A 24,323-nucleotide genomic window follows, 5' to 3' on the forward strand; every position below is an offset into this window, starting at 1 on the left:
TGCGTTGCACGTCGATTCGCCCGCCAGAATGGGGGTATGAATATCGTCGCCCTGCTCGACAAGCTCGCTGCGGATCTCACCACCGACGACCGGCAGGTCGCGCGGGAGCCCGAGGGTCTGGCCTTCCAGGGGCAGCTGTTCGCCAAGCTGCACCAGGAGGGCATGGCGTTCCGGCTGGGTGCCGACAGTCCCGCACGAGAGGCTGCGCTGGAGCGCGAAGCCGCGCGCGGCCGCGACGCGGGATGGGTGTATTCGCCGGCTTCCGACGTTGGTCAATGGCCCACCCTGGCCGAGCAGGCGCTGGCAGCGGTATACCGGCCCTGACTCGCCAGTACGACAGTATGTGCAGTGATGAGCCGCTGGAACTGGTCCTTGTGGCCACCCTGTCCAGGGTTCTTCTGACCAATTGACCATCCATTTCTCCGGGCGCAGAGTGCAAGAGATCGCATTGCACTCTCGAGGAGGAACCATGCGCAGGATGGCCGAGCCGTACCGGATCAAGACCGTCGAACCGCTGCAGATGACGACGCGTGAAGAGCGGCAGAAGGCCATCGAGGAAGCCGGGTACAACACATTCCTGCTGCCGAGCAAGGTCTGCTATATCGACCTACTCACCGACTCCGGCACCTCCGCCATGAGCGACCGGCAGTGGGCGCACATGATGATCGGCGACGAAGCCTACGCTGGAGCCAAATCTTTCGACCTGCTGCAAGAGGCCGTGCAGGAGCACTACGGCTTCCCCTATGTCGTGCCGACCCACCAGGGGCGCGGGGCCGAACACCTCATCAGCCGCATCCTGATCAAGCCCGGCCAGCATGTGCCCGGCAACATGTACTTCACCACGACGCGCCTGCACCAGGAGATGGCTGGTGCCACCTTCCACGACGTCATCATCGACGAGGCACACGACCCCAGCGCTGAGCATCCGTTCAAAGGCAACATCGACCTGGACAAGTTGCGCGCCCTCATCGCCGAGGTGGGCGCCGAGAACATCGCCTACGTGAACCTGGCCGTCACGGTGAACCTCGCCGGCGGGCAGCCGGTATCGATGGCGAACATCGAAGCGGTACGGGCGCTGTGCGACGAGCACGCCATCATCCTGTGGTCGGATGCCACCCGGTTGGCAGAGAACGCCTACTTCATCCAGGAACGCGAAGAGGGTTATGCCGACAAGAGCTGCGCCCAGATAGCCAAGGAGATGCTGTCGCATTTCGACGGTCTGACGATGTCGGGCAAGAAGGACTGCCTGGTCAACATCGGCGGCTTCCTGGCGATGCGCAGTGAGGACATCCTGCTCAAGGCGCGTGAGCTCGTGGTCGTCTTCGAGGGCATGCCTACCTATGGCGGCCTGGCCGGGCGCGACCTGGAGGCGATGGCGATCGGCCTGGAGGAAGCCCTGGACGATAACTACCTGGCCCACCGGATCGGGCAGGTGCGCTACCTGGGGCAGCAGCTCATCGACGCCGGGGTCCCCGTCGTCGAGCCCATCGGGGGCCACGCGGTCTTCCTGGACGCGCGTCGTTTCCTGCCGCACCTGAGCCAGGACGAGCTACCCGCCCAGGCGTTGGCAGCCCAGTTGTTCCTGGAGTCCGGCGTGCGCTCGATGGAGCGTGGCATCGTCTCGGCGGGCCGTGACGAGCAGGGAAACCACCGCTACCCGGCCCTGGAACTGGTCCGCCTGACGATCCCGCGGCGGGTCTACACCGACCGCCACATGGATGTTGTGGCCGACGCGGTCATCGAGTGTTTCAAGAACCGGGATTCGATCACGGGCCTGAAGTTCGTCTACGAGCCCTCGGCGTTGCGCTTCTTCACGTCCCGCTTCGAGAAGCTGGCCTAGCCAGCGCCTAGCCGGCGCTGTCCCCCACTCAGACGGTGCTCGCTGCTCCCCCGCGGCTCGGCGGCGGGGGAGCAGACGCGTGTGCGACCGCAGACGGACGACTGCGTAGGCGCTGGCGACCTAGGCTCGGTACCATGAGGCGACTGACGGCGTTGCGAGGCTGGATCGCTCAGCGACCCATGGCCGGAGACGCCGTCCTGATGGTGCTGCTCAGCCCCCTCATCCTGTCGATCGCCGCCCAGACTGATCTCGGCACCGAGACAGGGCGGGCCGTGCCGTTGCTGATGTTCGCGCTCTTCACGCTCCCGCTGCTGTGGCGGCGCACCGCCCCGGTGGGGGCCGCCTGGGTGCTGGTGCTCGCGCATCTGCTGCAGATAGAGCTCATCGACATCCCATCTGGCAGCAACGTCACAGCGCCGGTCATCCTCTACGCGGTGGCACGCTGGTCCAAACCCGGGGCGGGACGGCGGTCGATCTTCTTCGTCGCCATCGCCGGATCGGCTCTCGGGGCGCTGCGCTGGAGTGCGGGAGCGACCTACGGCGGCAGTGGCGCAGTCGGCTTCATCGTCAACACCACGTTCTTCCTCGTTCTGAACCTCTCGGTCGTCGCCGCGTCCTGGCTGCTGGGAAGCAACGCCCGCCAGCGCGCAGCTGCCTTGGAGCAGGTCCGAGACAAGGCCCGGGCCGCTGAGCGAGAACGAGAACAAGGCCTGCGGATCGCGGCCCAGGAGGAGCGGGCGCGGATCGCCCGCGAGATGCACGACATCGTCGCCCACTCGCTTTCGGTCATCGTCGTCCAAGCCGACGGGGCCGCCTATGCGCTGGGCGGTGACAGCGAGCGTGGCGGGGGACACGCTCAACAGGTTGCCGAGCAGGCGTTGATGACCATCGGCAACACCGCTCGCGAGGCCTTGGCCGACACCAGGCGACTGGTGGCTGTACTGCGCGACGAAAGCGAGCAGACGCTCTACACCCCCGCCGCCGGCGTGGAGTCGTTGGATGAGCTGATCCAGCCGCTGCGCGCCGCTGGTCGGGATATTGCGCTGGGCGTGCACGGTCAACCGCGGGAGCTGCCGCGGGGGGCGAACCTAGCCGTCTACCGCGTCGTACAGGAGTCGTTGACAAACGTCATCAAGCACGCCGGACCGTCGGCCGCGGTCGAGATCAGTCTGGATTATCAGGATGCGCTGTTGGTCGTCAGTGTCAGGGATGACGGGCTGGGGGTGGACAGCGTGCCCGATGGGGCCGGCCACGGACTGGTCGGCATGCGGGAACGGGTGGCCGCCTTCGGGGGCACCCTGCACGTCGGCCCGCGACAGGCCGGCGGCTTCGAGGTCACCGCCCACCTACCCTATGACCAGCAGTGACTTGTCAATTCGCTGCCCTCGCGGGTGGCGCCGCCTGCACCGGAGGATCAATGAACAGCACGGACAACCCCATCAGATTGCTGCTGGTCGATGACCAGGAGTTGGTCCGGGCCGGTTTCCGGATGGTGCTGGATGCTCAGTCCGACATGACGGTCACGGCCGAGGCCAGTGATGGCCAGCGGGCTGTAGAAGTCGCCGCCACAGCGGAATTCGATGTGGTGCTGATGGATATTCGGATGCCGAGACTGGACGGGGTACAAGCCACTAAGCGAATCGCCGCCATGCCGGACGCGCCTCGGGTGCTCGTCCTGACGACCTTCGATCTGGATGAGTACGTGTTCGCCGCGCTCAAGGCCGGGGCCGCCGGGTTCCTGCTCAAGGACGCCGGCCCCGATGAGCTGCTCAACGCCATCCGGGCGGTGCATGCCGGGGACGCGGTCGTGGCCCCGAGCACCACCCGCCGACTGCTGGAACGCTTCGTTCCCTCGATGCCCGAACCGGGGGCCTCGCCGGACGCCAAGCTGTCGGTCCTGACCGCGCGCGAGCGTGAGGTGCTGCTGGCGGTCGGAAAGGGGATGACAAACGCGGAGATCGCAGCCGCGCTCTTCCTAGCCGAAGCGACAGTGAAGACCCATATCGGTCGTATCTTGGCAAAGCTGCAGCTGCGAGACCGGGTGCAGATGGTGGTGATGGCCTACGAAACAGGCTTGGTCCGTACCGGCTGCTGAGGTCGGACCTCAGTCGCCCTTGGTCCGTGCCCGGCCTTCGTGGAAGTCCGCTTGCGTGCGGACCTCCTCCGTCATGCTGGCGCGTTCCGCGGCTTGCCGCGCGACGTAGTCGGGGTCGACCTCGCCCACCTTCTTAGGCATGGACTCCAGCTCCGCAGTTTCCTTCTTGAGTTCATCGTCGAGCGCATTCTCACCGGCCAGTTCCTTGGGGGAATTGGTCAGTGCCGAGGCGTTCTCGGCGAGCATCGGGAACTTGTCGTGACCGGTCAGGTACAGCGTGACCGTATTGGCCACAGCCATCACGGGCACCGCGAACAGGGCGCCGACGATACCCATGAGGTAGGAACCGACCGCGACGCCGAGCAGGGTCGCCAGCGGGTGCAACGCGACAGCCTTGCTCATCAGCACCGGCTGCAGGACGTTGCCCTCCAACTGCTGTACGGCGATGACGACACCCATCATGATCAGCGCCGGCACCACGCCCTTGACGACGAGGGCGAGGATGACGGCCAGGGCCCCGGAGACGACTGCGCCGACGATGGGCACGGCCGAGGCGAAGAAGATGATCAGACCCAGGGGCAGCACCAGCGGCAGACCGAGAGCGAAAGCACCTGCCGAGATGAGCACCGCGTCGACCGCGGCAACCAGTGCCTGCGTCTTGACGTAAGAACCCAACGAGACCCAGCCGCGGCGGAATCCTTCGTGGACCGGGGTGCGTACTTCGCGGGGCAGCAGCGAGACGAGCCAGGACCAGATCTGGTCACCCTCGGCCAGGAAGAAGAAGGTGACGAACAGGGCGATGATCGCGCCCGCGGCCATCGTTCCCGCTGTGGTGCCGGCAGACAGGACGCCGCTGGTCAGGGATCCGCTGTTGTCGCTGACCCATTGGCGGCCCTGGCCGATCATGTCGTTGAGCTGGTCGCCGCCGATCTTCAGGGGACCGTTGGCCAGCCAGTACTGGATCTGGTTCAAGCCCTGTTCGACGCTCTGCCCGAGCTGGCTCACCCCGCTCACGATCTGGCCGCCGGCCAGGGTGATGAGGCCTACGACCAGGACGATGCCGCCCACGAGAGCTACCAGCGCGGCCAGGTGGCGGGGGAAGTGCAGCTTGTGATTGAGCAGCACCACCAGCGGCATCAGCAGCGCGGTCAGCAGGATCGCGACACCGATCGGAATCACGACCGTACTGGTGGCAGCGAAGATCTTGAACAGGCCCCAGATTGCGGCAGCCAAGACGAGAAGACGCCAGGAGATGCCCGCTGCGACACGCAGCGAAAACGGTACGGCGTCGTCCGCCCGGCGCGAGTCACTGAACCGCAGCGGACTCGGACCCACCACGGGTGGTGGTACCGGGGCAGGCTCAGAACGCAGCAGACGGCGGCGAAGCTCTTGGATTGAGGGCGAATCGGGGCTGGAACCGGATTCGGGGCGCGAGAACAGTTTCATCAGGATGAGTGTCACATGACAGGCGTCATGGCGCACAACATGGCCCGAGGACACGCAGCGAGGCCCACCGTACCGGGTGGCGGTGAGCCCCGCTGCGTTTCGGCTGAATCAGGGTCGCGACTCAATCAGAGCAGCCGGGTGTTCAGAGCAGTCGGGTGTCCTGCTCGGCAATGGTGGCGCCGTTCTCGTCCTGCTCGACGCGGTAGACGCTGGCACCTTCCTTCTCGGTGACGCAGTCGGCGAACTTGCCATCGACGTAGTGCAGGGCCGCCCCGTCGTCGACGCCCCAGCCGCTGGGCAGCTGCGTGGTGTCGATGAACTCCTTGAACTGGGGGGCGCGCTCCGGCTCGGAGTCGTAGTGCGGGCAGAAGCTGCCGGGGACGACGCCCAGGCCGTGGTTGAGCGCGGCCACGCCACTGCCGAAGGAGTCCGTCGTGCACCCTTCGTGCCAGATAGCGCCTCCGGCCGAGACGCCGGCAAGCACCAGGTCGTGGCTGGAGTCGGCCGCAAGGTCACGGAACCTGCGCGAGACCCCGTGTGCGTTCCACAGCGCCAGCATGTTCAAGGTGTTGCCACCGCCGACGACGAAGACGTCGACCTCTTCCATGCGGGCGATCGCGTCGGCCGCGCCGCTCCACAAGGTGAGGACGCAGGTGCGAACGCCGAGGGGGCTGTAGGCGTTGATGAACCGCGAGACGTAAATCCCGTCGTCGGCCGACGCCGTTGGAACGAAGCAGACCAACGGGTTGGTTGCGTCGGTCAAGGAGAGGATGTACCGGTCAAGACTGGTGGCCGCGTACCCCTCGGATGAGGAGAAGCCGCCACCGCCCATAGCGACGAGGTGAGTGCTCATACCCCGACCGTAGCCCTTTGGGGTACCCCGGTGGCCCCGGAGCAATCGTGGCGCTGCTCGCAATTACGGCGGCACGTAGTCCACCCCAGCACAAAGTGACCGCATCCAGGTCGCGCCCGGATGCGGTCACTTCCTGTCGCAGGTGTGCTCAGGCGATGTCGTTGGGGTTGCTCGGCTTCTTGCCTGCCGACTTGGTGTAGTAACGCGTCCACTGGCGGCTGGCGACCATTCGGGCCAGCGCGATGAGGGCGCCGGAGACCGCTGCCCACAGGATCGCCTCGTACAGCTCGGTGTCGGGGTCCTCCGGGTTGGCCGGCGGGTCCGTGGCCATGACGGCCTTCCAGCCGCCCTCGCTGAACTTCTTCGCAAGGACGCCTGCGCCGACGGCAGCCGCCGTTCCCACGAGCTTGAACACCTTGTCACCCATGTCGGGCCTGCCCTTCGTCGATGGTTCGTGCGTCGGGCACAGTCTGCCAGGCATGTCCACCTGCCACCACGGCGCACTGCCCGTTTTCCCGGGGGGCATGTGCACTTTGCGCCAGAACAGGTAAGGTGCGCCGTGTATCGACAGGGGAGCGCTTCGGCGCTGAGAGTGCGGCCCGCCCGCAGACCCTCGCACCTGATCCGGTTCGCACCGGCGTAGGGAGTCGAGTTCTCAGGTGTACCGCACGTCGGGCCACCTCCCCCGAGGCGACCGGAGCGATCCGGCAGACCACGGGAGACGCGCATGTCACAACAGTTCGCCCACCCAACGGCTGGGCGCCACACCGCCCTGGCCAAACACGGGCCGTTCGCCTGGCGGGCTCTGGACCTGATCACCTTGGCGGTGCTCGGTGTCGCGCTGGGTGTCGCCTTCTGGGGTTTCGACACCTTTCTGTACTACCCGCTCAAGGCACTCCTGGCCGGATTCCCGCCGGCGCAACAGCTCATGCTCGGCATCTGGATCCTGCCGGCCGTGGCCGGGATGTTGTTGGTGCGCCGCCCGGGCGCGGCGCTGCTGTGCGAGATGGTGGCGGCCTCGGTCGAGATGCTGCTGGGGACCGAGTGGGCTTCGCTGGTGTTGCTGGCGGGCCTGCTGCAGGCGATGGGTGTCGAGGTAGTCGCGGCGCTGTGGCGCTGGCGCCGCTTCGATCTGATGCTGGCGGTGCTCGGCGGTGTCCTGGGGGCGGTCTTCCAGATCGTGCTCTACCAATGGTGGTTCGCGGCTCGCGAGTTCTCGTGGGCGTGGAAGCTGATCTACCTCGCCGCCGGGATGATTTCCGGGGCGGTCATCGCCGGTCTGGGCGGGCGCGCCCTCATACGTGCGCTTGCTGCCACCGGAGCGGTCAACGCCTTCCCGCCCGGAGAGGAACACCTCATCGCCACCGGCGAGCTGACGACTGACATGGTCCCGGTCGGCGAAAAAGAATGAACCTCGCGGGCCAGATCCGCACCCGGGAGTTGTCCTGGACCCCGCTGGGGCGGCGCACCCCCGTGCTGCCCGGCCTCGACCTGGAGATCGAGCCGGGGCAGCGGGTACTCGTGGCCGGCGCCGGCGGTTGCGGCAAATCGACGCTGCTGCGGGCGCTGGCCGGGGTGCTCGCCGAGAACGAGCCGGGCACCCTGGGCGGTGAGGTCTTCATCGATGGACGCCCGGTGACGCCCGGAGACGGACGAGTCGGGTTGCTACTGCAAGACCCGGACGACGCCCGCGTCGCCGGACGGGTCGGTCGCGATGTCGCCTTCGGCCCGGAGAACCTCGGGGTGCCCCGCCAGGAGTTGCGCGCCCGGATCGATGAGGCATTGGTTGCGGTCGGGTTTCCGTACGGGGTGGAGCACCCGACCGGTGCCTTGTCCGGGGGTGAGGCACAGCGCCTGGCCCTGGCCGGCGTGCTGGCGATGCGCCCCGGGGTGCTCCTGCTCGACGAACCGACCTCGATGCTGGACGACGGGTGTGCCGAGACCGTGCGTTCGGCAGTCCAGACCGTATGCCGCGAGCGGGGAACCACCCTTGTCGTCGTCGAACACCGCCTCGCCGGCTGGGTCGACATCGTCGACCGGCTCATCGTCCTGGGTGCCGACGGACGCGTCCTGGCCGACGGGCCGGCGCGCGAGACGCTCACCGAGCGCGCCGATGAGCTACTGGCAGCAGGAGTCTGGGTGCCGGGTTATCCGGCGCCGGTGCCGACCCAGATCGATCCCGCCTTGTTCACCCCCACCCGACCCACCCGCGCGGGTGAGCTGCTGCTCGAGGCGTGTGGGCTCGGGCTCACCCGGCGTCCGCGCCGCGGCCTGGCGGTCAGCCGCCGCCCCCCGACGCCGCGACCGGCGTTGGTGGACGTGGACCTGGCGGTGCGGGCAGGGCAGATGCATGCGCTTCGGGGCGTCAGCGGAGCAGGCAAGTCGACGTTGCTGTCGGTACTCATCGGGCTCGATAGCGCCACCTCGGGGCAGGTGCGGGCGCATCCGGCATTGGCCGGGGAGCTGCCGGAGGCGCCGGCGCGGTGGACCTCGCGCAAACTGGCGGCCCGGATGGCGTGGGTGCCGCAACGGGCCGAGCTGACCATCGCCGGTGGGACCGTGCTGGATTCACTGCTCGCCACGAGCCGAGCCCTGGAGTTCGACGCCGACGAAGCGAGCGCGCGCGCCGAGCACCTGCTGGACCTGCTGGGCCTGAGCGGGACCCAACAACGACACCCGCAGACCCTCTCCGGGGGTCAGACGCGCCGCCTTGCGCTGGCCAGCGCCCTGCTGCACGGCCCGCAGGTGCTGGCCCTGGACGAACCCACCGTCGGCCAGGACCGCCTGGTGTGGGGGGTCGTGGCGGGGCTGGCGCTCTCGTGCGCCCAGGCCGATGCGGCCGTTCTGCTCAGCACGCACGACCCCGATCTGGCCGAGCATGTCGACGTCACGACCCACCTGCACGACGGTCGGGTCGTGGTTGCCGACGCCGGTGAGGTTCGACGTCGGTCCGGGTCGGGCGCTATACGCACGGCTGAAGACACGATCACGAACGGCGGAGGTCACTGATGTGGGGCTTGCTCTCTCGGTGCGGACCGTTGTCCGTGCTGGCCGCGACGTTCCTGCTGACCATCGGTGGGCTGTTCGTCGGAGAACTACAGGCCGTGCTTGTCGGTCTGGCGATCGAGGCGGTGCTGATCCCGATCCTCGTCGGGCGCGCCGGGATCCCGCCGCTGCGGTTGCTGCCGGGGATCGTCGCGATGGTGTCGGTGACCTGGTCGAACTGGTTGCTGGCTGAACCCCGTTCGTGGGAGATCGCGCTGCTGGCCGGGGGGCGGGTGGCGTTCTTCGTGCTGCCGGCGCTGGTCCTGGTGTGTTTCCTGGACCCCTTCACCCTCGGTGACCATCTCGGGCAACGGCTGCGGCTTCCTGCCCGCCCGGTGCTGGCCGCCGTGGCCGCCCTACAGCGGCTGGAATCCCTCTCCGCTGACTGGGAGACGCTGGATCGAGCTCGGCGGGTGCGCGGGTTGGGGCCAGGCCGCGGGCCGCTGGCGCGAGGCAGGCACCTGGCCTCGATGACGCTCGCTCTGCTCGTGGAGGCCGTGCGCCAAGCCGGTCGGATGACGGTCGCGATGGAGGCGCGGGGCTACTCGGCCCACGTCGGCGGCGGTCGCCCGCGCACCTGGCTGGAGACTGCCCCGTGGACCCGCGAGGACTCCGTTCTCATCGGCCTCATCACGGCTGTGGCGGCGGTGCCCGCCCTCATCCAGCTCTTCGGCTGAGGCTTGCCAGCGACGGCTGCGCCCTACCTGCTCGTTCGGTCCCCAGGCCGCGCCCAGGGGATGCCTCATGCCCCGGCCTCGACGCGGTGACTAGGAGCAGCGAGGACCACCCCTTCAGGCTGCGGGCGGCGGCGCTGGTCGAGGCTGGCGTCAATACCGAAGACGTGCCGGTGCCGACAACGAACGCCGACGCCCGGGGAGCGCTCTCAGAGATCGAGAACAGTCCCCGGGCGTCGGCCTTGCGCGCCTCGGCTGTCAGCGAGCCAAGCTCGGTTCCCGGCCGAGGGTTCCGATGAGGCTCTGCCGGAACTGTGGGGAGCAGACGCGGGCGAGGGTGTCCTCGGCCTTGCGCAGGCGCCCGACGAGCCCGAGACGGGCGACGACACCCTCGTTGTCCGGACGTTCGATGAACCCGCGCAGCGTCGCCACAGCTCGCTCGGCGCGTTCGATCTCGCCGGCCTGGAACGAGGCGAGCCGGTCGGCGTACCAGTCGGAGGCCAGCACGCTCTCGCGGGTGAACTGCTCCCGCAGCTCCGGGGAGTCCAGCCTCCAGCCCTCGCTGGTCACGCCGTTGGCCATGACCTCCAACAGCGCGCGCAGCGGCGGGCAGGCGTAGGCGATCGTGCCGTCGTCGATGTAGGCCTGCGCGACCCGCTCGTGGGTGGTCACCATCGTGGCCATCGTCTCGGCGAAGACGCCCAGGTCCTGCTCCTCGGGGCGCAGCATCTCGGGGGTGAACACGACCTGCGGGTGCATGAAGACCCGTCCGAAGAACGTCGTCGCAAACTTCGCCGTCATGCGATAGCCGAGCCGGCTGGCCAGCACCGGGCGTCCGTCATGCTCGAAGTCCTCCAACCGCTCTAGACAACCCGACTCCACCAGATTCCCGGCGTCACGCTCCTCGTCGGTCATCCGCGACAGCACCTCGGGCACCAGCAGGCTGAAGTCGTGGTCGACGCGCGCCTTCGGACCGACGTACCCGGCCGCGGAGATCCACCCGTCGTAATCACCGAGCACGTAGGCCAGGAACGCCGAGTTCAGGTCCATCGTCGCCGGCATCGCGTTGAACGGGGCCTTGGTCAGCGCGCCCTCCGACCCGGCGCCTGTCGTCGAGGGCGACTTGCCTGTCATCGAGCTGATGAACTCCATGAACAGCTCAGGCAATTCCAGGTAGTGCAGCGGGTTGAAGGCGCACAGCGGCGGCACCCCCGGCTCCGGTGGGTTGTTACGCCGTCCCGCCGCGATCACGTCGACCTCGTGCGGCACCTGACGCCGCAGCGGCAGGTCCAGGTACAGGTGACGGGACAAATCCGCCGCCGCGGTGGCCAGCGGGTTCGCGTGGTCGGGACGCATCTGCAGGTAGCGGGGGTTCTTGGAGCGTTTCCCCTCGACGATGCGCGGCTCCGAGGAGGAGACCGCGTACTGCGGGGAGGTGCCCTCGGGTTCGGCGGCGAAGTCCTCCAGCAGCGAGCGCATCGGGTCGCTGTACCGGCTGAACGCGATGGCGTCGGTCTGCATGGCCGCCACGTCGGCGCGCGACAGTGCCTCGAAGTTGGACAGGAACGTGCCGGGCCGGGCGATGTCGACTTCGGCCTGGGTGTCGTAGCCGCGGTGGATCGCGTCGTCCGGGCGCTGGAACAGCAGGTTCTCGCAGTTCTCCACCACCTTGCGCGATGGCGGCGTCCCGCCGGCAACGGCTGCCCCGGGGACGACGATGCTCGCGGTGATGTCGTCCTCGGTCTGGACCTTCACGGCGGGGCTGAAGTCGGGACGCAACCCGAACAGTCGCCACGACCCGTCCGGCTCGAACCCGACCCGCAGCATCCGGGTGCGGATCTTCTCGTTGTCCAGGCGGACCTGGTTGCCGGCGCGGCCGTTGATGATGCCGACCGTGTAGTGGCTGCGCCAGTCATCGCCCCACTCGGGACGGAAGTCGCTCTTGATGACGTAGACGAGTTCCTTGACGTGCTGCGGGATCGACTCCAGCCAGGCGTTGTACTCCGCGGAGTACTCCGCACGCGGGGTGAGCAGCTTGATGACGCTGCCGACGCTGCGGCGCGAGGACAGCACCGAGCGCTGGTCCTCGCCGCGGCGGGCCTCGTCAGCGAACCGATCGGAGTAGTCCCGGGCCAGGACTTCCTCGACGATGTCCAGGTCCGCGCTCAGGTCGGCGGTGTAGCTCGTGCCGTCGACGAAGGCATCCGAGATCGCCTTGGAGATCTCCGACTTACCGCCGCCGGAGACGGTGCTCGGCTTGTGGCAGGAGGTCGCACGAGCCGAGGTTCCGACGAGTCGCCACGTGGTGCGCGAGTTCGGGTCCTGTTCGAGCTGAACGCGGTACCCGCCGGGACCGAAGTAGGTGCGGTCGGCGCGCAGCGGGATGGTGCGCTGCTCGCCGCCGGCGTCCTGCCAAGTGATGGACTGCTCGCGCAGCCGGTAGGTGGCGTAGGCGGGGATGAGCACGAACTCGGGGTGCTCGCGGTCGAACGCGTGCCCCTCGGGCTGCATCTCGAACCGATCAGGGTCGCGGGCGACGACCTCTTCGACGCTCTGGCCCGGCTCGACGTAGGTGTCGGTGAATTTACGACCCAGGGTGTAGCTGGGGAACACCAGGGCTCCGCCGGAGTGCTCTTCCTCGACGGCGCCGTGCAGGTTGGCCGAGTACCCGATCTGGGTCTTGACCTCTTTCTTGCAGTACCCGAAGTAGTTGTCGGCGATGACGGTGACGATGACGCCGCGTTCGTCGCGGGCACACGCCTTGAACGCCGCTCCGTTGTTGTACCGCTCGTCCTCACGCTCCCAGCACATGCCGTCGCGACGCTGCCGCTCGGTTGCCTCCGAGACATGGGGCAGGCCGAGTTCCTTCTTCGTGAGTCGCACCAGGTGCGGGGCGAGGATGACGCAGCCGGTCGTGCCGGTCCAGCTCGCGGGGTCCAGGGCGGCGTCGTTGTCGGGCAGGTAGGGGTCGCCGCCGTTACCGAAGATGCCTTCGACGAAGTCCAGGTTCGAGACCAGTCCACCGGGCACGATGAACCGGATCTCCATCCGCTTCTCCCGGGTGTGGCCCAGCACGCCGGGCACGACGAGCGGACGCAACATGAGAGAGACGAAGCAGGCGGCCTTCTGTTCCTGCCGGGAGGTGTACGGCAGCTCCAGGTACTCCTGCGGCGGCTGCATCGCGTGCTCCAGCAGACGCCCGAACACGGCGGCGGGCACGGCGCGCTTGTCGTCGGGGATCGGCAACCCACCCTCGGCGATGTGGAACACCCCGGCCGTGGTGCGACGGTCGTTCGCCGGGTTGTGCAACACCCCGTTCGCGAGGCGGTAGCTGCTCACAAGGGGTGAGCGGAACTCGTCGCCGTCGACCGGCAGCGACAGTTCACGGGCCAGACCCGGACGGTCCAGCACCAGACTGCGCCGAGGCAGCGACGGTGAGACGCCGGTGTCTTTCAGGTAGTCGGTGAGGAAGTCCTCGATGCGCTGGTCGGCGTGACAGAGCCGGTCGGAGAGCCGCCGGGAGAACTCGCGCTGACGCGCCAGCACCGGCGCGACGAGGTCGTCGAAGCCGTTGGGATCGTGGGTGCCGACCCCGGGCAGGCCCAACAGGGCGAGACGGACGTTGATCATCGCGGGGACATCGGGAAGCGCCATGGGCGTCCTTCTTTTCGTGATGGTGTACGGCCACGGAAGAACTGCGACGGTGCAGGACTGGGGTCGTGCGGTTCTGTAATGAGGCTACCCACACACCTGGAGGAAGCTCGCCTCGGTAGGTGTACGTCCGGGACGCTCGCCAGCAGTCACAGGGCATCGCCGCCATCGGGTCACGAGGGGGGTGCCGCCGAACTGGCCCCCAGTGCGAAGGGGGTGGCCCCGAGCATCAGCTCGGGGCCACCCCCTTCGTCGACGAACCTCGCCGCCTATCGGCGGCCGCGGATCAGTCCGCTACCGGTTCACACCGTGAACGTGCCGGTGGCGACCTGGTTGACGTGCCCGCCGACGTGAACCCCGCCGTCCTCATCGACCGTCAGGTCCAGGAAGGAGGGTCGACCGACCGCAGCGCCCTGGGAGATGCGGGTCCGACCGAAACGGCCGTTCTCGGCCATCCAGTGCCCGAGGTTCGCCGCGCCGGAGCCGGTGGCCGCGACTTCGACGATGCCGCCTTGGGGGCCGTAGAACATCCGGGACTCGATCTCGCCCTCGCCGCTGTCGGCCCACACGTAAACCTGCGGTTCGGTGTTGAGCAGCATCGCGTAGGAGTGCAACATGCGGGCGTCCAGGTGTGCCTTGCGCACGTCCTCGACGGTTTTGACCGGCAGCACGATTCCGGAACGTCCGGAGTCCACGACCATCACTTCGCCCTTGATCGACTCCAACCGGAGCCCGACGAGGGAGGCCAGGATCTGCGGGGTCGACTTCAGGTGACGCACCTCGGCGTGGGTGGCCTTGATGACCCAGTTGTCGACACCTTCCGGCCGCACGGTCACATCGTCGACCGTCTTGGCCTCCAGGTGCAGCTCTTGGCGCTCGCCGCCGTTCAACTCGCACACGACATGCGCGGCACCAAGCGAGGCGCTACCCGCGAAGCGCCCTTCGCCGCCGGGGGAGAAGACCCGCATCCGGGCGGAAGAAGGCGAGTGGTCGCGAATGAAGACCGTTTCGAGGTTGACCTGCTGCGCTAGGTGCTGCATGAGGTCGTCCTCGAGGTCTCCGGCGTCCTCGAATACACAAAGGGCGTTGCCCGAGAACGGGTCGTCCTTCGTGGCGAACACGTTGATGATCCGATACGTGAGGTCCATTCTCTGAGCCTATGCGCCCGGGGGCCTCTTCGGGCGTCCTGGGGCGCAACTCACCCTGCAGAGGACGGGATCTGCCTCACGGTGAGGATCTGCTCGGCGCGTCCGACGGCTCCGTGCACGTCGTAGAGCACCGAGGAGGTGAGCCCGACCCCGCTGTGACCGAAGACGACGTCGGTGTCGAACCCGACCCAGCCCGCGCTCGGGGCGCGGAACATGTGGATCGTCAGGTCGAGGTTGGGGAACATCCATTCACCTGGATGCTCACGGGTGGCGACCCCGTTGGCGGTGTCGACGATGCCGATGTAGGAGGCCAGGTCGCTGGCCGGGGTGTTCTCGATGAGGCTCTTGCGGGGCTTGATCCACATGCGTCCAGAGCCGGGCACCGAGTCAGGGTCGGCCCGGAAATCCAGCGAGGCGATGTAGCCGCCGCCCCACAGCCGGGTGCCGTCCCAGACCGGGAAGGTCTGGGGGTCCGGCAGCGGCTGGGGAAAACCGCCGGAGACCGACGAGGTGTCCTGCTTGGACAGTCGCCACCCGGTGGCGCGCACGACATCGCGGCCGTTGACGCTCATCACGGCCTCGTCGAGTTCGATGGTGCGCCCGGGCCTGATCGTGCGGCACTGGATGGTGCTGGGGGCGGCGGGGATCATCCCGAGGATCTCGTAGGTGACCCGGGACAGTTGCATGTCTTCGCGCCCGTTGAACGTCTCCAGGCAGTGCGCGATCAGCCCGGAGACGGGGGCCATGTGCTGCTCGAAAGGCTGCCAGGCGCCTTGAGCGTGCAAGGTCGGCTGGTAGGTGTGCTCATCGAGTCGGCGGTAGTAGCTGCCGGAGTCGGCGTCGAGTTCGCCCGGGTCGGGCACACCGTCGGGAAGGGTCGTCACGCCAGGCAGACTAGACGCTGAGCCTGCCCGGGCGGCGCACCAGCGTTTGCCCAGTAAGGCCCGTTACTCTCGCCACCGTGAACGCTGCCGACCGACCTCTCACTGAGCGCCCAGCACGCGCTACGTCTCGGACGCAGGTCATCGAGACGCTGCTCGTGCTCGGGGTCTCCCTCGGTTCTTCGGCCGTGTACGCGGTGCTGGCGATCATCCGGCGGTTGACTGCCTCGGTGCCGCTGTCGGCGCAGACCTCCCAGCTCAACACGGCGGTGACCCCGGATCGGCCCTGGCTGGACCTGGCCTACCAGCTCGCCGGGATCGGGTTCGGTGTGGTTCCGGCGCTGCTGGCGGCGTACCTGCTGTGGCGCGACGATGCTGCCGCGCTGCGCCGCATCGGGCTCGACCTGCACCGCCCGGTGTCCGACCTGGCCCGCGGGGCGCTGCTGGCGGCACTCATCGGAATCCCCGGGCTGGGCCTGTACTTCGCAGCCCGGGAGCTGGGCCTGAACACGACGGTGCAAGCCTCCGGCCTGAACGCGGTGTGGTGGGCGGTGCCCGTGCTCGTCCTCGCCGCCGTGCAGAACGCGGTCCTGGAAGAAGTTGTCATGATCGGCTACCTGTTCACCCGGTGGACCCAGGCGGGCTGGTCCACGACGGCGATCGTGCTCACTTCGGCGCTGGTGCGCGGCAGCTACCACCTATACCAGGGCTTCGGCGGGTTCGTCGGCAACGTCGCGATGGGGCTGATCGTCGCGGTGGCCTATCGGCGCTGGGGCCGGGTGGGCCCGCTGATCGTCGCCCACACCGTGCTCGACGTCGTGGCCTTCGTCGGCTACGCCCTGCTGGCCGGGCGGGTCGGCTGGTTGTAGCCCCGCCTCGCGCCGGCGGTTCGACAGCTCAGCCTCGGCTGTAGCGCAGCTGCGCGACCGGGCATTCTGCGCCTAGGGCGATCTTGGGTGCGATGCGCCCCTGTTCGCGTAGCTGCATCAAGTTCGCGAGCACCTGATCGCGTAACGCCCCCGGGCTGATCGTGTTGAGGTAGATCCGCGACCCCCCTTCGAAACCGGCCAGGGTCGAGATCCGCCACTTGAGTTGGATGCGCCACGGCATCGGGGTGCTGCAGCTCGGCGGTTGGTGTTGCCACTCCTCGTTGCACGGGATCGCCGGGCCGGTGGCGGCGTGCATGGCGTGCACCAGGTCGCTCATCGCGTCCTGCTCGGGCAGGCTCGCCTCCCACGGACGCCCGTGGGTGCTGCGGCTGTACACCTCCAACGTCGGATAGCGATGTCCGAACCCGGCGAAGGCCACGGCGTGCTCGTTTTCGGCCAACACCAAACCCTCGCGGGCCGCGTAATCCAGCGCCAGCGCGTTGTAAAGGTCGGGGTCTGCCTGAGCTTTGGGCAGTTCAGCCTCGATCTGCCGCCCGAACTCATCGATCGCCACCAGCTGCTTGTGCAGGTGGTCGAAGGAGGCGCCGGCCGGTTTGAGCCAGTTCTGGAAGGCGACGACGTAGCGCGCAGCAGGGATTTTGGCGTACAGGTCAGCCATCGCCTCGATGGTGAAACGCAGGTAGTGGCGGTGTTCCTCGACCTGCAGCGAACCGGAGGAAGCCAGCGCGTCCGCGGTGTCGGCGCCGTCGCGCAGATGGCGCCGGGCGACGATGACGTCGTGACCGCCGGCGAAGAATCGGGTCGTCAGCGCTACCCGCTCCGCCTCCGGGAGCAGGTCCCACTCCGACTGGGTGCCGCCGGCGGCTTGGAAGCGGCGCCAGGCGATGCCGAAGGCGTGCTCGCGTCCGCTGGGGCAGGACAGGTAGGCGTCGCGGTGGGCCAGCGCCTGCGCGTCCGCCTGTACCCCGTGGTTGGCTCGCCAGTAGTCGTACCCGACGATCTCGAACAGGTTGGCGATCCGCCGGAACTCGGCCGTCGTCGCGTGCAGTTCCGAAGGGGAGACCCCCCGCAGGGTGCGCCAATGTTCACCTTCGCGCACGACGCGGGCCTTCTCCGGCGGGGTCTGTTCGTAGCATTCGGCGCAGAACGCGCACAGCGCGTCGCGGGTACCCGGCTCAATCGGTTTGGCCGGCGTGGGTGCGACGTCAAGGGGTCGTTGACCGCGCCCTGGCACCGTCCACACCTGGGTTCCGCTGAGCAGGTTGATCTGCTTGATCGTGCCGTCGGGCAGGAGCGTGATCGGCACCGGCCGCCGAGGCGCGTACGGATCATCCACAGCGCACGCTCCGGTCCCGAATGTTCACGACAGGAACGCTACACGGCGGGCACAACCCAGCCTGCGGGCAACTGCGCTGTCGCGACCGCCTCAGAGACGGATGTCGGCGCGGGCGCGTCCGCGGGCATCGAGCCAGGCCAGAGCCGCGTCGAAGACCTCACCGGAGTAGGGGTTGGTGAAGCCGGGGCGCTGCTCGCCGAACTTCTCCAATTCGGCGGCGGCGTTGCGCAGATAGACCCCGGTGACGTGCTGGTTGGGTGCCAGTTCCCCGGTGCGACGATCCAGGGCCAACTGTTGGGCGAAGGCGCTCGCGGCGCCGGCGCGGTCGATGAGGCCGGGTTCGACGACCTCGCCGGTCACATCGCGCAGCAGGTCCTTGTCGGAGTCAGTCAGATAGCGAAAGTCGTTGAGTACCGAGAAGGTGCCCGCCGGCGGGGCTACTGGCCGGGCCGGGGCTACCGGGGCAGGCGCCGTGGGGCGCGGTGTCGCGCCAACGTCGTACGACGATTGAATCCGCATGGTGGCTCCGAAGGGGTGAGCGAGGGTCGGCCGTCGAAGACCTATCGGCCCGATCGCCCCTGCGCTGAGCATTCCTGTTCTCGCAGCGACAGATTCGCCGCGCCAGACCGGGCAGGAGCGGTGCCCGACCGGTCCCGACGACGGTGGTGAACCGGTGCCTCGCGGGCCGCTCATACTGGTGAGGCCATGGCCGATCACCTTGTACCCGAGACCCCGCAGCGACCCGAATCGGGTCCCGCTCCGAAGCCCGCACTCGCAGCCGCAGCGCAGCCCGCTGCCCGCCCCGGAGCCGCGGCGCCGCCCGAGGTCGTCCCGCGGGAGATCAAGGTCCTCATTGCTTCCGCGTTCGTCATCGCGCTCGGCTATGGCCTGGTCGCACCGGTGCTGCCGCAGTACGCGCAGAGCTTCGGCGTCGGCGTCGCGGCAGCGAGCGTCATCGTCAGTGTCTTCGCTTTGGCCCGGCTGGTCTTCGCCCCGGGCGGGGGAGCGCTCATCACCCGCTTCGGGGAGCGGCCGATCTACCTCACCGGTCTGGTCATCGTCGCCCTGTCCACCGGCGCTGCCGCCTTCGCGAACAGCTACGGCCAACTGCTGCTGTTCCGGGGACTCGGTGGGGTCGGCTCCACGATGTTCACCGTCTCGGCGATGGGTTTGATCGTGCGATTGTCGCCGCCGGGCATTCGGGGACGGATCTCCTCCTACTACGGTTCGGCGTTCCTCATCGGCAATATCGCCGGCCCCTTGGTGGGAAGCCTGCTCGCCGGTTGGGGTTACCGTGCGCCGTTCCTCATCTATTCGGTGGCGCTGATGATCGCCGCGACCGTGGTGGCGGTGTTCCTCAGCGGCGCCTCGCTGCGCCCCAAGCCCGGAACGATCCCGTTGCCGCCCATGACATTCCGCGAAGCGCTCAGCGACAGTGCCTACCGCAGCGCCCTCGTCTCGGGGTTCGCCAACGGCTGGGCCAACTTCGGCACCCGCATCGCTGTGCTGCCGCTGTTCGCTGCCGCCACCACCGGGATCGGTGCGGGGGTGGCCGGTGCCGGTCTGGCCGTCTTCGCCGGCGGTAACGCCCTGGCGCTGCAGGCGGGTGGTCGCCTGGTCGACAGCTCCGGCCGCAAACGGGTTCTCATGACCGGGCTGCTCATCAGTGCCGCAGCGACGGTGACCTTCGGCTATGCGGCCAATCTGGCGATGTTCTTCGGCCTGTCTTTCGTCGCCGGAGCCGGTGCCGGTCTGCTCAACCCGGCCCAGCAGGCATGCGTTGCCGACGTGGTCGGTTCCGAACGTAACGGCGGCAAGGTGCTGGCCGCCTTCCAGATGTCGCAGGACGTGGGAACGATCACCGGGCCGATCCTGGCCGGGTTCATCGCCGACCGCTACGGCTTCGGACCAGCCTTCGCCGTCACGGGTGGGGTTCTGCTGGTGGCCGCCCTGGCGTGGCTGCCTGCACGGGAGACGAGGCCGGTGTCGGCTCCGTCGAAGAAGAGTCCTCGCTGAGGGGGCGGTCGATGCCGGCCCAGGCCGGCAGCAGGGTGGGCCACATCGTGGCCAGGATGTAGAGGCCGCCCACGATCCACAAGGTTGTGGCCAAACCCATACCGGAGACCAACACCCCGGCAAGCAGCCCCCCGAAGGGCAGCAGCGACCAAGCCAGCGCCATCACCAGAGAGTTGACCCGGCCCATCAGATGCGGCGGGATCCGCTCCATGACGATCGCGCCCAGGATCGGGTTGATGAACCCGCCGGCCAACCCGCCGATGGCCAACACGAACAACACCACCGGCAGCGGCGCGCCGAAGGCCAGCACCGCGAACCGGGGCAGGCCCACCAGTAGATACCCGACGATATAGATCGGACGCCGACGCAGCCGTTCCGCCAACGCCGCCGCCGCCAGCGAACCCAACACGGCCGCCGCCGAAGAGGTGGCGAAGATCAGACCGACAGCGCTGGGGCCCTCACCGTGGGTCAACGCCCACACCGGCACCAGCACCGCCGCGTACGCCTGCTCCAGCAGGTTCGTCACGCTGAGCATGAGCACTAACGCCAGCAGTACCGCATCGGTACGCAGGAAGACCCACCCGTCGCGCAACTCCCTCAGGTATGAGGAGGTCGCCGCTCGCGGCGGACGAGCCGGGCGTTCCACGCCGCGCAACGCCGGCACCAGGCCGAGGGTCAGGACCAGGGAGGACAGCAGGAACGCGGCCACCGTCACCCACAGGGCCAGGACGCCGCCGACTGCCGCGACGATGAAGCCGCCCAGTGCAGTCCCCAGGGTTGCCGCCAACCGATCGACGACCCCGAACGCCCCGCTGACCCGCTCCAAAGACGCGCCACTGACCTGCGAAACCTCCGGAATGAGGGTGGCCTTCGCGCCGTCGCCGGGCCCGCGCAGCACACCGATGAGCGCCACCAGGGCCAACAGCACGGGGAAGGAGACAAACCCCAGGGCATGCAGTATCGGTATCAGCGACACCGCGAACGCGCTCGCCACGTCGCTCCCGACGGCTACCCGGCTGGCCCCCACCCGGTCGATGAGCGGACCGCCGACGGCTTTGACCACGACGTAGGGCAGCAGCTCCGCCAAGGCGACGGCGCCCGTCGCGGTCGCCGAGTGCGTGGTGGTGAGCACGAACCAGGGGATGGCCACCGTGGAAAGCCGGGTCCCGGCGTACGAGGCGACCGTGGCCATGACGAACAGCGGCAAGGCATGTCGACTGCCCAGATCGCTCCCCGTTGCCGCGCCGGTTTCTGCCACCGCCCCAACCTAGGCGGGTGGGCCAACCTCCCCGGGGCTACCGGAGCAGTCTTTACCCTCCCCTGACCGACACTTGCCCGGCAGCAGAGGGTGTCGGTGTCCAAGCGCATCGGGCAGGAGATGCTAAGGGCATGGAGTGCCTCATACCGCCCACCGTTCTGGAACTCGCACGGCGTGCCCGCGCCGTCACCGTGCTCACCGGGGCGGGGATGTCCGCCGAAAGTGGCATCCCCACTTTCCGCGACCCCGCCACCGGGTTGTGGTCCAGGTTCGACCCGATGAGTTTGGCCAGTCAGGACGGCTGGGAGGCCGACCCCGAGCTGGTGTGGGCCTGGTACGCCTGGCGGGTGGGGCGGGTACGCAGCGTCGAACCCAACGCCGGGCATCATGCGCTGGCCAGGTGGGCCCAGCGCGATGACGTGAGGCTGCACATCGCCACCCAGAACATCGACGACCTACACGAACGCGCCGGCAGCGAGGTCCTGGCCCACGTCCACGGCAGCCTGCTGGCCTTCCGCTGTTCGGTCTGCCAGGAGCCCTACCAGGCACCGATCGAGGTCCCGGCGGAGCCGGTGGAGCGGTTGGAGCCGCCGGTGTGCGACTGCGGTCAGTATGTGCGCCCCGGCGTGGTGTGGTTCGGGGAGATGCTGCCGCAGGGTGCCTTCGACGCCGCGCTGGATGCGTGCCTGGAAGCCGACCTGGTGCTCGTCGTGGGCACCTCCGGGATCGTCTACCCCTTCGCCTCGTTGCCCGACATCGCTCGCGGGCACGGGGTGCCGGTGGTGGAGATCAACCCCGAAGAAACCAACCTCAGCGACCACGTGGACCACATCTGGCGAGCCAGCGCTGCCGCAGCGCTGCCGGCGTTGGTCGAGGCGCTCGGCAACTGAACCAGACCGCGCGACGCTTTCGATGCAGCGAGGCGGGGTTCGTCACCGGCCGTCTCAAAACTGGCCGGTGACGACCGTGCCCTGGTGATACGACGCCACCCAACCGGCCGCCGTGCGTTGCCAGAGCGTGACCCGGCGGGTCAACCGACTGCCTTGATCGAGCAGGTATGTCAACAGCCAGTACCCATCGCCGATCGGGCGGCATTCCTCCTGCGCGGTGGCCCACTGCGGCGTGGGCAGCTCCCCGCGCCGTCGGCGCTGCACGACGCCCCAGATCACATCGACGTCGTAGCGGCCACCAGAGGCGCCGACCTCCCAATAGCCGGGTGCCACACCGCGTTCGAAGTCCGCGCGGGTCCCCTCCGGGGCGTGCAGCAGACGCTCGCACTCCAACAACTCGGCGAGCTGCACCGCCTCCTCAGGTCGGCCCGCCCGGGGCTGCTGCGCGCTAGCCATTGACCGGGGCCGGGGGGCTCTGGGGAAGCTTGTCCACTTGCCGCTGCAGTTGCGTGATTTCGGTGCGTAGTTGGCTGATCTCGCCAGAATCGGAGTTGGCGCATCCGCCGAAGGCGGCCAGCACCGCCCACAACAACACCCACCCGGTGCGGGTGCGCAGGAAGGCGATCTCCTTGCGTTGCTCGCGCACCAGGGCCGTGAGTTCGCCGACCTGCTCCTCGAGGCCTCCGGAGGGGTAGCTGCCGGCACCGACACCATCTCCGCGCCCCGGCGGCCGGGACCCGATCGGGGGGATGGGGGAGCTCGGAGGCTGGGACATGCCTCAACTCTAGAAGCACGAAAACGACCCGCAAGGTGTCTCGGTGGGACCCGCATGAGGGAAATCTGGTCGGGACAGCGGACAATCACGGGGTGGATGGCTTGTTTCTCAATATTGCTCTGGTATTCGCCTTCATCCTTGTCGGCGGTGTTTTTGCCGCTTCGGAGATCGCGCTGGTCTCACTACGCGACGGACAAATCAAAGCCATGGCCGAACGCGGCGGCTCCGGCGTGGTCGTGCAGCGTCTCACCTCCGACTCCAACCGGTTCCTTTCGGCGGTGCAGGTGGGGGTGACTCTGGCGGGGTTCTTCTCGGCTTCCTATGGCGCCGCGACCATCGCCCCTTACCTGGTGCCGCTGCTGGAGGAGGCCGGAACTCCCGTCCGCGTGGCCGGTACGGCCGCCTTCGTCGGGGTCACGCTCGTCGTCTCCTACCTCTCCCTGGTTTTCGGTGAGCTGCTGCCCAAGCGGTTGGCCATGCAGGCCGCTGAACCGTTCGCGCTGTTCGTGGCGCGCCCGCTAGACGCGATCGCCACGGTGATGCGGCCGGTCATCTGGCTGCTGGGGGCCTCCACGAACGTCGCCATGCGCCTGCTGGGGCGCGACCCGAGCGCGCAGAAAGAGACGATGGACGCGGCCGAGCTGCGCAGCCTCGTCGCCGAGCATGAAGGCCTGGGTGAGGACGAGCGCGGCATGGTCGTGGACATCCTGGCCGCCGGGGGGCGCACCGTCTCCGAGATCATGACGCCCCGGACCGAGGTCGACTTCCTCGAAGCCGACACCTCGGTGCGGGAGGCGCGCGAACTCGTCGGCACCCTGGAACGCTCCCGCTACCCCGTTCGAGGCCAGGACGCCGACGACATCGTCGGATTCCTGCACAGTCGGGACCTGCTCTCAGCCGCAGCCGACAACCTGCTCGTCGCGGACCTGGTGCGGGAGATTCTCGTGCTGCCGGGCAGCAAACCGCTGTTCGGCGCGCTGACCCAGATGCGTGAGGCGCGCAGCCACCTGGCCCTGGTCGTGGACGAGTACGGCGGCACCGACGGCATCGTCACCCTCGAAGACGTCATGGAGGAGTTCGTCGGGGACATCGAGGACGAATACGACCACGAGGTTCCCACGACCGTCGTGCGGCTGGGGCGCCGTGAAGTCTCCGGTCTGCTCGGGCGCGGCGAAGCGGCCAAGACGTTCGGCATCGAACTGCCCGAAGGCCCCTTCGACACCCTGGGCGGGCTGATCATGCACAACCTGGGGCATCTACCCCAGGTCGGGGATCGGGTGCAGTGGGATGCCTACGAGCTGACCGTGCTGACATTGGACGGGCGCCGGGTGGACCGGGTGGAGGCGCGTCGTGCCCCCGTGCGGTTGAAGTCACCCGAGGCCGGAGAGCGAGTACACGCTGCCGCAGCCGGCATCCGGGATGATCGGATGAACCCACCGAAGTAAAAGAACGGGAAAGATCGGCAGCGTTCATGCGTTGTCACCTGTGCCATCCGCCAGCTTCACCGCCAGCTCGAAGGAACCTC

At 68.3% G+C, this 24,323-nt stretch carries 22 protein-coding genes and 1 riboswitch; of the genes, 11 read left to right on the forward strand and 11 right to left on the reverse strand.

Annotated elements, in window-relative coordinates; genetic code table 11:
* Nucleotides 1–36 precede the first annotated feature (36 nt).
* From G9V96_RS10735 to G9V96_RS10750, 4 genes are all read left to right on the forward strand, one after another.
* Nucleotides 37–324 (forward strand): hypothetical protein, encoded by a 288-nt coding sequence (locus G9V96_RS10735; RefSeq protein WP_168583015.1) that lies wholly within the window; start codon nucleotides 37–39, stop codon nucleotides 322–324.
* Nucleotides 325–469: 145 nt separating this feature from the next.
* On the forward strand, nucleotides 470–1,840 hold the full coding sequence (locus G9V96_RS10740; protein ID WP_168583016.1) for a tyrosine phenol-lyase: 1,371 nt from the start codon (nucleotides 470–472) through the stop codon (nucleotides 1,838–1,840).
* A gap of 134 nt (nucleotides 1,841–1,974) precedes the next feature.
* On the forward strand, nucleotides 1,975–3,207 hold the full coding sequence (locus G9V96_RS10745) for a sensor histidine kinase (protein WP_168583017.1): 1,233 nt from the start codon (nucleotides 1,975–1,977) through the stop codon (nucleotides 3,205–3,207).
* 50 nt (nucleotides 3,208–3,257) lie between these two features.
* Entirely contained in the window at nucleotides 3,258–3,935 is a 678-nt protein-coding gene (locus G9V96_RS10750; RefSeq protein ID WP_168583018.1) for a response regulator, read from the forward strand.
* Between the two features lie 9 nt (nucleotides 3,936–3,944).
* Here the strand turns inward: G9V96_RS10750 and G9V96_RS10755 are convergent, their stop codons facing one another.
* The 3 genes from G9V96_RS10755 to G9V96_RS10765 all read right to left on the reverse strand — a co-directional run bounded on the left by G9V96_RS10755 (nucleotide 3,945) and on the right by G9V96_RS10765 (nucleotide 6,661).
* Nucleotides 3,945–5,381: an AI-2E family transporter gene (locus tag G9V96_RS10755; RefSeq protein ID WP_168583019.1), complete on the reverse strand. Its 1,437-nt coding sequence runs from the start codon at nucleotides 5,379–5,381 to the stop codon at nucleotides 3,945–3,947.
* 142 nt (nucleotides 5,382–5,523) lie between these two features.
* Nucleotides 5,524–6,234, reverse strand: coding sequence for a Type 1 glutamine amidotransferase-like domain-containing protein (locus G9V96_RS10760; RefSeq protein ID WP_168583020.1), 711 nt, complete (start codon nucleotides 6,232–6,234; stop codon nucleotides 5,524–5,526).
* Between the two features lie 148 nt (nucleotides 6,235–6,382).
* Nucleotides 6,383–6,661 carry a DUF4235 domain-containing protein gene (locus G9V96_RS10765; RefSeq protein WP_168583021.1) on the reverse strand — a complete coding sequence of 93 codons (279 nt, stop codon included), beginning with the start codon at nucleotides 6,659–6,661 and terminating at the stop codon, nucleotides 6,383–6,385.
* Between the two features lie 132 nt (nucleotides 6,662–6,793).
* Nucleotides 6,794–6,897: riboswitch (TPP riboswitch) on the forward strand.
* 64 nt (nucleotides 6,898–6,961) lie between these two features.
* On the opposite strand from G9V96_RS10765, the gene G9V96_RS10770 reads away from it, so the two are divergent.
* The 3 genes from G9V96_RS10770 to G9V96_RS10780 are packed head-to-tail and all read left to right on the forward strand — an operon-like array spanning nucleotide 6,962 to nucleotide 9,956.
* Nucleotides 6,962–7,645: an ECF transporter S component gene (locus G9V96_RS10770; protein ID WP_168583022.1), complete on the forward strand. Its 684-nt coding sequence runs from the start codon at nucleotides 6,962–6,964 to the stop codon at nucleotides 7,643–7,645.
* Nucleotides 7,642–9,243 carry an ABC transporter ATP-binding protein gene (locus tag G9V96_RS10775; protein WP_168583023.1) on the forward strand — a complete coding sequence of 534 codons (1,602 nt, stop codon included), beginning with the start codon at nucleotides 7,642–7,644 and terminating at the stop codon, nucleotides 9,241–9,243. The genes G9V96_RS10770 and G9V96_RS10775 overlap by 4 nt, the downstream gene beginning before the upstream one ends.
* Nucleotides 9,243–9,956 carry an energy-coupling factor transporter transmembrane component T family protein gene (locus tag G9V96_RS10780; protein ID WP_168583024.1) on the forward strand — a complete coding sequence of 238 codons (714 nt, stop codon included), beginning with the start codon at nucleotides 9,243–9,245 and terminating at the stop codon, nucleotides 9,954–9,956. Before G9V96_RS10775 ends, G9V96_RS10780 begins: the two co-directional genes overlap by 1 nt.
* A 255-nt stretch (nucleotides 9,957–10,211) precedes the next feature.
* On the opposite strand, the gene G9V96_RS10785 is transcribed toward G9V96_RS10780, so the two are convergent.
* The 3 genes from G9V96_RS10785 to G9V96_RS10795 all read right to left on the reverse strand — a co-directional run bounded on the left by G9V96_RS10785 (nucleotide 10,212) and on the right by G9V96_RS10795 (nucleotide 15,636).
* Nucleotides 10,212–13,607, reverse strand: a complete 3,396-nt coding sequence (locus tag G9V96_RS10785; protein ID WP_168583025.1) for a hypothetical protein — start codon at nucleotides 13,605–13,607, stop codon at nucleotides 10,212–10,214.
* A 299-nt stretch (nucleotides 13,608–13,906) separates the two neighbouring features.
* Nucleotides 13,907–14,752: a PhzF family phenazine biosynthesis protein gene (locus G9V96_RS10790; protein WP_168583026.1), complete on the reverse strand. Its 846-nt coding sequence runs from the start codon at nucleotides 14,750–14,752 to the stop codon at nucleotides 13,907–13,909.
* A gap of 50 nt (nucleotides 14,753–14,802) precedes the next feature.
* Entirely contained in the window at nucleotides 14,803–15,636 is an 834-nt protein-coding gene (locus G9V96_RS10795) for a thioesterase family protein (protein WP_226913281.1), read from the reverse strand.
* A gap of 77 nt (nucleotides 15,637–15,713) precedes the next feature.
* Between G9V96_RS10795 and G9V96_RS10800 the strand changes: the two genes are divergently transcribed.
* Nucleotides 15,714–16,502 carry a CPBP family intramembrane glutamic endopeptidase gene (locus G9V96_RS10800; RefSeq protein WP_168583027.1) on the forward strand — a complete coding sequence of 263 codons (789 nt, stop codon included), beginning with the start codon at nucleotides 15,714–15,716 and terminating at the stop codon, nucleotides 16,500–16,502.
* A gap of 28 nt (nucleotides 16,503–16,530) precedes the next feature.
* Here G9V96_RS10800 and G9V96_RS10805 read toward each other — a convergent pair whose 3' ends face one another.
* Together G9V96_RS10805 and G9V96_RS10810 are read right to left on the reverse strand one after the other, a co-directional pair.
* Nucleotides 16,531–17,859 (reverse strand): DUF4921 family protein, encoded by a 1,329-nt coding sequence (locus G9V96_RS10805; protein WP_168583028.1) that lies wholly within the window; start codon nucleotides 17,857–17,859, stop codon nucleotides 16,531–16,533.
* A 90-nt stretch (nucleotides 17,860–17,949) separates the two neighbouring features.
* A complete protein-coding gene (locus G9V96_RS10810; RefSeq protein WP_168583029.1) occupies nucleotides 17,950–18,378 on the reverse strand; it encodes a hypothetical protein in 429 nt (142 codons plus the stop codon).
* Nucleotides 18,379–18,564: 186 nt separating this feature from the next.
* Between G9V96_RS10810 and G9V96_RS10815 the strand changes: the two genes are divergently transcribed.
* Nucleotides 18,565–19,875 (forward strand): MFS transporter, encoded by a 1,311-nt coding sequence (locus G9V96_RS10815; protein WP_168583030.1) that lies wholly within the window; start codon nucleotides 18,565–18,567, stop codon nucleotides 19,873–19,875.
* Here the strand turns inward: G9V96_RS10815 and G9V96_RS10820 are convergent.
* Nucleotides 19,781–21,133, reverse strand: a complete 1,353-nt coding sequence (locus G9V96_RS10820; protein WP_168583031.1) for an MFS transporter — start codon at nucleotides 21,131–21,133, stop codon at nucleotides 19,781–19,783. The two genes, G9V96_RS10815 and G9V96_RS10820, sit on opposite strands and share 95 nt — an antisense overlap.
* 131 nt (nucleotides 21,134–21,264) lie before the next feature.
* Here G9V96_RS10820 and G9V96_RS10825 point away from each other — a divergent pair, with 131 nt between their 5' ends.
* Nucleotides 21,265–22,023, forward strand: coding sequence for an SIR2 family NAD-dependent protein deacylase (locus G9V96_RS10825; protein ID WP_168583032.1), 759 nt, complete (start codon nucleotides 21,265–21,267; stop codon nucleotides 22,021–22,023).
* A 54-nt stretch (nucleotides 22,024–22,077) separates the two neighbouring features.
* Here G9V96_RS10825 and G9V96_RS10830 read toward each other — a convergent pair whose 3' ends face one another.
* Nucleotides 22,078–22,434: a nuclear transport factor 2 family protein gene (locus G9V96_RS10830; protein WP_210424390.1), complete on the reverse strand. Its 357-nt coding sequence runs from the start codon at nucleotides 22,432–22,434 to the stop codon at nucleotides 22,078–22,080.
* 37 nt (nucleotides 22,435–22,471) lie between these two features.
* The gene (locus G9V96_RS10835; protein WP_168583034.1) at nucleotides 22,472–22,798 is read right to left on the reverse strand and encodes a hypothetical protein; all 327 of its coding nucleotides are present in this window, start codon (nucleotides 22,796–22,798) and stop codon (nucleotides 22,472–22,474) included.
* Between the two features lie 92 nt (nucleotides 22,799–22,890).
* On the opposite strand from G9V96_RS10835, the gene G9V96_RS10840 reads away from it, so the two are divergent.
* A complete protein-coding gene (locus G9V96_RS10840; protein ID WP_168583035.1) occupies nucleotides 22,891–24,243 on the forward strand; it encodes a hemolysin family protein in 1,353 nt (450 codons plus the stop codon).
* The last annotated feature ends 80 nt before the right edge of the window (nucleotides 24,244–24,323 follow it).

Origin of the sequence: Gephyromycinifex aptenodytis (assembly GCF_012277275.1) — a bacterium.
In the GTDB taxonomy this organism is placed as follows: domain Bacteria; phylum Actinomycetota; class Actinomycetes; order Actinomycetales; family Dermatophilaceae; genus Gephyromycinifex; species Gephyromycinifex aptenodytis.

Coding starts and splice junctions, on each gene's coding strand:
- G9V96_RS10790 (WP_168583026.1), bottom strand. CDS start 14,752: ATGGACCTCACGTATCGGATCATCAACGTGTTCGCCACGAAGGACGAC.
- G9V96_RS10765 (WP_168583021.1), bottom strand. CDS start 6,661: ATGGGTGACAAGGTGTTCAAGCTCGTGGGAACGGCGGCTGCCGTCGGC.
- G9V96_RS10735 (WP_168583015.1), top strand. CDS start 37: ATGAATATCGTCGCCCTGCTCGACAAGCTCGCTGCGGATCTCACCACC.
- G9V96_RS10760 (WP_168583020.1), bottom strand. CDS start 6,234: ATGAGCACTCACCTCGTCGCTATGGGCGGTGGCGGCTTCTCCTCATCC.
- G9V96_RS10785 (WP_168583025.1), bottom strand. CDS start 13,607: ATGGCGCTTCCCGATGTCCCCGCGATGATCAACGTCCGTCTCGCCCTG.
- G9V96_RS10755 (WP_168583019.1), bottom strand. CDS start 5,381: ATGAAACTGTTCTCGCGCCCCGAATCCGGTTCCAGCCCCGATTCGCCC.
- G9V96_RS10825 (WP_168583032.1), top strand. CDS start 21,265: ATGGAGTGCCTCATACCGCCCACCGTTCTGGAACTCGCACGGCGTGCC.
- G9V96_RS10810 (WP_168583029.1), bottom strand. CDS start 18,378: ATGCGGATTCAATCGTCGTACGACGTTGGCGCGACACCGCGCCCCACG.
- G9V96_RS10745 (WP_168583017.1), top strand. CDS start 1,975: ATGAGGCGACTGACGGCGTTGCGAGGCTGGATCGCTCAGCGACCCATG.
- G9V96_RS10750 (WP_168583018.1), top strand. CDS start 3,258: ATGAACAGCACGGACAACCCCATCAGATTGCTGCTGGTCGATGACCAG.
- G9V96_RS10770 (WP_168583022.1), top strand. CDS start 6,962: ATGTCACAACAGTTCGCCCACCCAACGGCTGGGCGCCACACCGCCCTG.
- G9V96_RS10775 (WP_168583023.1), top strand. CDS start 7,642: ATGAACCTCGCGGGCCAGATCCGCACCCGGGAGTTGTCCTGGACCCCG.
- G9V96_RS10815 (WP_168583030.1), top strand. CDS start 18,565: ATGGCCGATCACCTTGTACCCGAGACCCCGCAGCGACCCGAATCGGGT.
- G9V96_RS10780 (WP_168583024.1), top strand. CDS start 9,243: ATGTGGGGCTTGCTCTCTCGGTGCGGACCGTTGTCCGTGCTGGCCGCG.
- G9V96_RS10740 (WP_168583016.1), top strand. CDS start 470: ATGCGCAGGATGGCCGAGCCGTACCGGATCAAGACCGTCGAACCGCTG.
- G9V96_RS10835 (WP_168583034.1), bottom strand. CDS start 22,798: ATGTCCCAGCCTCCGAGCTCCCCCATCCCCCCGATCGGGTCCCGGCCG.